The organism is Serratia sp. CY76391 (genome assembly GCF_052166695.1).
GTDB classification, from domain to species: domain Bacteria; phylum Pseudomonadota; class Gammaproteobacteria; order Enterobacterales; family Enterobacteriaceae; genus Serratia; species Serratia nematodiphila.
In genome coordinates, this window is the sequence record NZ_JBJNOJ010000016.1 from 101,830 (window position 1) to 109,242 (window position 7,413).

At 56.2% G+C, this 7,413-nt stretch carries 4 protein-coding genes and 1 rRNA gene; 3 read left to right on the forward strand and 2 right to left on the reverse strand.

The annotated features are described in order from the left end of the window. Positions 1 to 190: 190 nt before the first annotated feature. A complete protein-coding gene (gltP, locus tag ACJ8PN_RS23925) occupies positions 191 to 1,507 on the reverse strand; it encodes a glutamate/aspartate:proton symporter GltP (protein ID WP_015376334.1) in 1,317 nt (438 codons plus the stop codon). A 901-nt stretch (positions 1,508 to 2,408) separates the two neighbouring features. On the opposite strand from gltP, the gene acs reads away from it, so the two are divergent. The 3 genes from acs to actP all read left to right on the forward strand — a co-directional run bounded on the left by acs (position 2,409) and on the right by actP (position 6,419). Continuing rightward, positions 2,409 to 4,367, forward strand: a complete 1,959-nt coding sequence (gene acs, locus ACJ8PN_RS23930) for an acetate--CoA ligase (RefSeq protein ID WP_004930044.1) — start codon at positions 2,409 to 2,411, stop codon at positions 4,365 to 4,367. Positions 4,368 to 4,458: 91 nt separating this feature from the next. Next, entirely contained in the window at positions 4,459 to 4,770 is a 312-nt protein-coding gene (locus ACJ8PN_RS23935) for a DUF485 domain-containing protein (protein WP_004930047.1), read from the forward strand. Next, entirely contained in the window at positions 4,767 to 6,419 is a 1,653-nt protein-coding gene (gene actP, locus ACJ8PN_RS23940) for a cation/acetate symporter ActP (RefSeq protein ID WP_171453190.1), read from the forward strand. The genes ACJ8PN_RS23935 and actP overlap by 4 nt, the downstream gene beginning before the upstream one ends. Before the next feature lie 886 nt (positions 6,420 to 7,305). On the opposite strand, the gene rrf is transcribed toward actP, so the two are convergent. Further along, positions 7,306 to 7,413 (reverse strand): 5S ribosomal RNA (rrf, locus tag ACJ8PN_RS23945); the annotation flags it as partial.

Genomic DNA, 7,413 nt, shown 5'->3' on the forward strand with positions numbered 1-7,413 from the left:
CATCAAATGAAAATGATAATAACATCTATTATCATTTCTATTAATTTGGTAACACTTTAGATTCTGTTAAGCGGGGATGCAAGTCGCGCAGTAGGACAGAGAAAAGAAAGTGGCCGGTGAAGAGCCATAAAAAACAAAACGCCCCGGCACAACTGCCTGGGGCGTTTTCAACGTCAGCGATACTCGGTAATTAGGCCTGGTTGGCCGGCTTCACCTTCTGCGCCAGGAACTCCGTTTCGTAGGCCAGCGCCTTCTTGCGATCAAACTGGTGCTCCCATTTGGCGATCACCAATACCGCCAGCGCGTTACCCACCACATTCAGCGCAGTGCGCGCCATATCCAGGATACGGTCCACGCCGGCGATGAACGCCAGGCCTTCCAACGGAATGCCGACGCTGCCCAGGGTGGCCAGCAGCACCACGAACGAGACGCCCGGCACGCCGGCGATCCCTTTCGAGGTCACCATCAGCGTCAGCACCAGCACGATCTCCTGACCCAACGACAGCTCGATGCCGTACAGCTGGGCAATAAAGATGGCGGCGATGCTCTGGTACAGCGTCGAGCCATCCAGGTTAAAGGAGTAACCCGTCGGCACCACGAAGCTGGTGATCGACTTGGGCGCGCCATAAGCCTCCATCTTTTCGATGATGCGCGGCAGCACCGTTTCCGAACTGGCGGTGGAATAAGCCAGGATCAGTTCGTCTTTCAGGATGCGGATCAGCGTCCAGATGCGCAGGTTGCACAGCCGGGCGACCGCCCCCAGCACCACCAGGGCGAAGAACGCAATGGCGAAGTACACCAGCACCACCAGCTTGGCCAGCGGCAGCAGCGAAGCGAAACCGAAGTTGGCTACCGTAACCGCAATCAGGCCAAACACCCCGATCGGCGCATAGCGCATAATCATGTGGGTGACTTTGAACATGCTCTCGGACACCGCCTTGAACACCTTCAGCAGCGGCTCTTTGGTCTCTTTCGGCAACGACGACAGCCCCAGACCGAACAGCACCGAGAAGAAGATAATCGGCAACATGTCACCCTTGGCCATCGACGAGAAAACGTTCGACGGGATCAGCGACAGAATGGTCGCCACCAGACTGTGCGAACCGCTTTGCACCTGTTCGGTGGTTTTCTCGTACTGCGAAATGTCCACCGTGGTCAGCGTCGACATATCGATGCCGTGGCCGGGTTGGAAGACGTTGGCCAAGGTGAGCCCCACCACGATGGCGACGGTAGTGATCACTTCGAAGTAGATAATGGTTTTCAATCCGATGCGGCCCAGCTTTTTCGCATCCCCCACGCCGGCAATACCGACGATCAGCGTGGAAATAACGATCGGCACCACAATCATCTTGATCAGACGAATAAAGATATCACCCGCCGGGCTGAGAATATTGCTCACCAGCCACTCACGAGATTCGGTCTGGTTGTGCAATACCGCGCCAACAATAATACCCAGTACCAACGCGATCAGGATTTGCCAAGCCAGGCTAATTTTTACACTTTTCATACCCAAAAAGTCCTCAAAGACTCTTTGCGCCGTACAAAGTCGCAACACGGCGAAAAGAATACTTAATCATTTATTACAGGCTTATGTTAATTCAGTGGAAGCGTTCACCTGCCCTGGGTGCGACGCAGTATAAATCTGTATCATCCGGGCGGCATGCTCTGCAAGCCTTGATTTGTCAGGCCTGAGCGCTGAATCGAATCACAAAAATTTCGCGGAACTATTTCAAATGGCATAATTGCTTGTTATTAAAAACATAATTTTTCATATAATGAAGTACATAACCACGCCGACGACGATTTTTTGAACGCGATTAAAATGCGTTATTTTTCGCTCATTCTGCATATTTAATCCGCATCATATGTTTATATTTTGTTACTCAAAAGTCAAACAAATGAGAATTGGCCGAGTGACACTTTCGTCCATAAATGCAGCGCCACTTTATATTTCGATTAAAAATCGAACGATGCCGCAGGATGAATGCCACAGGGTATTTCCCGAGTTTTCATCAGGAATTAAGCGTTAATAAAACGTTATTTCACGCTGTGCAGTCCATCGTTATATCGTGCTAATGCCAACTTAGAATATTAATGGCGAAAAACACTCCAAAAAGATTTATAGCGAGAAATAATGGCGGCCCTGATCGTATCTATTAATTTCGCGGCAGTTGAGTCCGTTTTGGTTTATTCTTTTTTGTTCTTTATATAAGTGTTTTTGGTTAAAAACGTGGGTTTATGAGGATTTAAGCGCCAAAGAGATAGATACGCCCTGCAAATGCGACAGAACGATTACAAATCAATATCTTTGTTGCGTGATCTGCCGCGCAAAAAAGAAACAAAGAATCATAGCAAACTATACTTAACCTTCAGTTGACATATCATTAACAACTTCAAGGAGAAAAGCTATGAGCCAACTGCATAAACACGCTATTCCTTCTGCAATTGCAGAACGCGCCCTGATTAATCCGGCACAATACCAACAGTATTATCAACAGTCGGTTCAAGACCCAGAGGCTTTCTGGGGTGAGCATGGCAAAATCCTGGATTGGATCAAACCCTATACCAAAGTTAAAAATACCTCGTTCGATCCGGGCCACGTCAGCATTCGCTGGTTTGAAGACGGCACGTTGAACCTGGCGGCCAACTGCCTGGACCGCCATCTGGCCGAGCGCGGCGACCAAACCGCCATTATCTGGGAAGGCGATGACCCGACCCAATCAAAAAAGGTGACTTACAAACAGCTGCACCACGATGTCTGCCAATTCGCCAACGTGCTGAAACAGCTCGGCGTTAAAAAAGGCGACGTGGTGGCCATCTATATGCCGATGGTGCCGGAAGCGGCGGTCGCCATGCTGGCCTGCGCGCGCATCGGCGCCGTACATTCGGTGATCTTCGGCGGCTTCTCGCCGGAAGCCGTCGCCGGGCGCATTATCGACTCCAACGCCAAACTGGTGATCACCGCCGATGAAGGCCTGCGCGCCGGCCGCGCCGTGCCGCTGAAAAAGAACGTCGACGATGCGCTGAAAAATCCCGGCGTGGTCAGCGTGGCCAACGTGGTGGTATTCAAACGCACCGGTAAACCGGGCTACTGGCAGGAAGGGCGCGATCTGTGGTGGCATGAGCTGACCCAGGGCGTCTCCGCAGACTGCCCACCGGAAGAAGTGAACGCCGAAGATCCGCTGTTCATCCTGTACACCTCCGGTTCGACCGGCAAGCCGAAAGGCGTGCTGCACACCACCGGCGGCTACCTGGTCTACGCTGCGATGACCTTTAAGTATGTATTCGACTACCATGACGGCGACATTTACTGGTGCACCGCCGACGTGGGCTGGGTCACCGGCCACAGCTATCTGCTGTACGGCCCGCTGGCCTGCGGTGCCACCACGCTGATGTTCGAAGGCGTGCCTAACTATCCGGGCGTCAATCGCCTGTCGCAGGTGATCGACAAACACCAGGTCAACATTCTGTATACCGCGCCGACCGCCATTCGCGCGTTGATGGCCGAAGGCGACAAGGCGATCGAAGGCACCCGACGCGATTCGCTGCGCATCATGGGCTCGGTCGGCGAACCGATCAACCCGGAAGCCTGGGAGTGGTATTACAACAAGATCGGCAACGCGAGATGCCCGATCGTCGACACCTGGTGGCAAACCGAAACCGGCGGCTTCATGATTACCCCGCTGCCAGGCGCCACTGAGCTGAAAGCCGGTTCCGCCACGCGGCCGTTCTTTGGCGTACAGCCGGCGCTGGTCGATAACGTCGGCACGCCGCAGGAAGGTGCCTGCGAAGGCAACCTGGTGATCGTCGATTCCTGGCCGGGCCAGGCGCGCACCCTGTTCGGCGATCATGATCGCTTCGAGCAAACTTACTTCTCGACCTTCAAAGGCATGTACTTCAGCGGTGACGGCGCCCGCCGCGACGAGGATGGTTACTACTGGATCACCGGCCGCGTCGACGACGTGCTGAACGTCTCCGGCCACCGTCTGGGCACCGCCGAGATCGAGTCCGCGCTGGTATCGCACCCGAAAATCGCCGAAGCGGCGGTGGTCGGCATTCCTCACAACATCAAAGGCCAGGCGATCTACGCCTACATCACGCTGAACCACGGCGAAGAACCGACGCCGGAGCTCTATACCGAAGTGCGCAACTGGGTGCGCAAAGAGATAGGGCCGATCGCTACGCCGGATGTGCTGCACTGGACAGACTCGCTGCCCAAAACGCGCTCCGGCAAGATCATGCGGCGCATCCTGCGCAAAATTGCCGCCGGCGACACCAGCAACCTGGGGGATACCTCCACGCTGGCGGATCCGGCCGTAGTCGACAAGCTGTTGGAAGAAAAACAATCAATGAAAGTGCCGTCATAATTTACGCCGCTTCAGGCCGCTCATTCGGATAACGCGCCGTTGAGCGGCCCTGGCGCGGCGTACTCTCTCAATACCGACTGGAGACACTCTGATGAATGACACCATTTATCAAGGGATTGAAGAAAACCCGCGCTTTAAAGAGCTGGTGAGAAAACGCGGCCGGTTCGCCTGGCTGCTTTCGCTGATTACGCTGGCGCTGTACGTCGGCTTTATTTTGTTGATCGCCTTCGATCCGCAATGGCTCGGCACGCCGATCGCCGCCGGATCGACCATCACCCGCGGGATCCCGGTCGGCGTCGGGTTGATCGTGATCTCTTTCGTCTTGACCGGGATCTACGTGTTTCGCGCCAACGGCGAGTTCGATCGCCTCACCGCAGAGATTCTGCGCGAGGTGAAACAATGAAGCGCTTATTGTCCGCCGCCGCGCTGCTATTACTACCGGGCCTGGCCTGCGCCGACGCCATTGGCGGCGAGGTGCATCGTCAACCGCTGAACATCCAGGCGATCGTGATGTTTATCCTGTTTGTCGGTGCCACGCTCTACATCACCTATTGGGCGTCCAAACGCACCCGTTCTCGTCAGGACTACTACACCGCTGGCGGGCGCATTACCGGCCTGCAAAACGGCCTGGCGATCGCCGGTGACTTCATGTCCGCCGCCTCGTTCCTCGGCATCTCCGCATTGGTCTACACCTCGGGCTATGACGGGCTGATCTACTCCATCGGCTTCCTCATCGGCTGGCCGATCATTCTGTTCCTGATCGCGGAACGCCTGCGCAATCTCGGCCGCTATACCTTCGCCGATGTCGCCTCTTACCGTCTGCAGCAGAAACCGATCCGCACCCTCTCGGCCTGCGGCTCGTTGGTGGTGGTGGCGCTATATCTGATCGCGCAGATGGTCGGCGCCGGCAAACTGATCCAGCTGCTGTTCGGGCTCAACTACCACGTGGCGGTGATCCTGGTCGGCATTCTGATGGTGCTGTACGTGCTGTTCGGCGGCATGCTGGCCACCACCTGGGTGCAGATCATCAAAGCGGTGCTGCTGCTGGCCGGCGCCAGCTTTATGGCGCTGATGGTGATGAAGTCGGTCAACTTCGACTTCAATACCCTGTTCGCCGAAGCGGTGAAGGTGCATCCGAAAGGCATCGCCATCATGAGCCCCGGCGGGCTGGTGTCCGATCCGATTTCCGCGCTGTCGCTTGGCCTGGCGCTGATGTTCGGCACCGCCGGCCTGCCGCACATCCTGATGCGTTTCTTCACCGTGAGTGACGCCAAGGAAGCGCGCAAGAGCGTGTTCTACGCCACCGGCTTTATCGGTTACTTCTATATCCTGACCTTTATCATCGGCTTCGGCGCCATCTTGCTGGTCAGCGCCAATCCGGCGTTCAAAGACGCCACCGGCGCGCTGCTGGGCGGCACCAACATGGCGGCGGTGCACCTGGCCAATGCCGTTGGCGGCAACTTCTTCCTCGGCTTTATCTCGGCGGTGGCGTTCGCCACCATTCTGGCAGTGGTTGCAGGCCTGACGCTGGCCGGCGCCTCGGCCGTGTCCCATGACCTGTACGCCAGCGTGATTAAAAACGGCAAGGCGACCGAGCGCGATGAGCTGAAGGTCTCCAAGATCACCGTCGTGGTATTGGGGCTGGTCGCCATTGCCCTGGGGATTTTGTTCGAGAAGCAAAATATCGCCTTTATGGTCGGGCTGGCGTTCTCCATCGCCGCCAGCTGTAACTTCCCTATCATCATCCTGTCGATGTACTGGTCGCGTTTGACGACCCGCGGCGCGATGATTGGCGGCTGGCTGGGTCTGTTAACAGCGGTGATTCTGATGGTCCTCGGCCCGACGATCTGGGTGCAGATCCTCGGCCATGAGAAACCGATTTATCCGTACGAATACCCGGCGCTATTCTCGATGATCGTGGCCTTTGTCGGTACCTGGCTGTTCTCGATCACCGACAGCTCGCTGGCCGGGCAGCAGGAGCGGGAACGCTTCCGGGCCCAGTTTGTCCGTTCGCAAACCGGGCTGGGCATCTCCCAGGGCAGCTCGCATTGATCGAATAATAAGTGAAAAAAGCAAACACACCCTAATCAAAGGCCCTTCGGGGCCTTTTCTCTGGCTCGCTGGCGGAGAATAAGGAGGAGGGGGAAAACCGCGCAGCGTAGCTTAATGCTTGTCAGTTAACGTTTTTTTTGAAGTACTCGTGATGTTTTCGGTCGATAAATGAGAGGTGCATCATGAGACTCCTGCACCTCGACCGAGCCAGGGGCCGAAGGCGCGGCCCCTGGCAACCCGCGCCTTTGCCCTATCAGACGGTTGGCTTTGCCAACTCCCCTCCCTCCGCCATACCGCATTGAGGCCGGTTGCGACAGGTGTCCCTGCCTGTCTCACCTGAAACCGCCGTCCATGCCGGTTTCGCCTAATGCGCTATGCCTACGTTCGGCGTCTTCAAGGGCGTCCAATACCGTGTTCATCTCCAACTTCTCTACCACAACCTCATAAGCGACAGATTTCCCGGTAGCTGCCAGCTCAGGGGTTGACCTTTGGCGCGCATCACCGGCTGCCGAGCAAAACGGCGCTGTCAGGGGCAACCGGCCAGGGAAGGCCGGTTGAGGCGAGACTAACAGGGACGTTTGTCGCAGCCGACCCGCCCGACAGCGCAGACGCGGCGAGGGTATCCGCGTAGCGGACAGACGGTGTTAAGCGAAGGCGCGGGTGGAGGGGCCGCGCCTTCGGCCCCTCCAATTGCCGTTCATTGTGGTAACAGAGAAATTCGGGGTATTTACGGCAATTCGTCCTGCACGCCACGTACAGAAACTGGATAAAAAAATGCCAGTCGGGCTTAACTGACAAGCATTACGCAGCGTAGCTGCGCCTTTTTACGAATTGCACATAGCAAAAAGCCCTGAACGTCAGTTCAGGGCTTTCGACTTTATTTGATGCCTGGCAGTGTCCTACTCTCGCATGGGGAGACCCCACACTACCATCGGCGCTACGGCGTTTCACTTCTGAGTTCGGCATGGGGTCAGGTGGGACCACCGCGCTATTG

What these genes read in the sequence shown, in the direction of transcription:
- ACJ8PN_RS23935 (WP_004930047.1), top strand. Translation starts at nt 4,459, where the DNA reads ATGAATGACACCATTTATCAAGGGATTGAAGAAAACCCGCGCTTTAAA.
- acs (WP_004930044.1), top strand. Translation starts at nt 2,409, where the DNA reads ATGAGCCAACTGCATAAACACGCTATTCCTTCTGCAATTGCAGAACGC.
- gltP (WP_015376334.1), bottom strand. Translation starts at nt 1,507, where the DNA reads ATGAAAAGTGTAAAAATTAGCCTGGCTTGGCAAATCCTGATCGCGTTG.
- actP (WP_171453190.1), top strand. Translation starts at nt 4,767, where the DNA reads ATGAAGCGCTTATTGTCCGCCGCCGCGCTGCTATTACTACCGGGCCTG.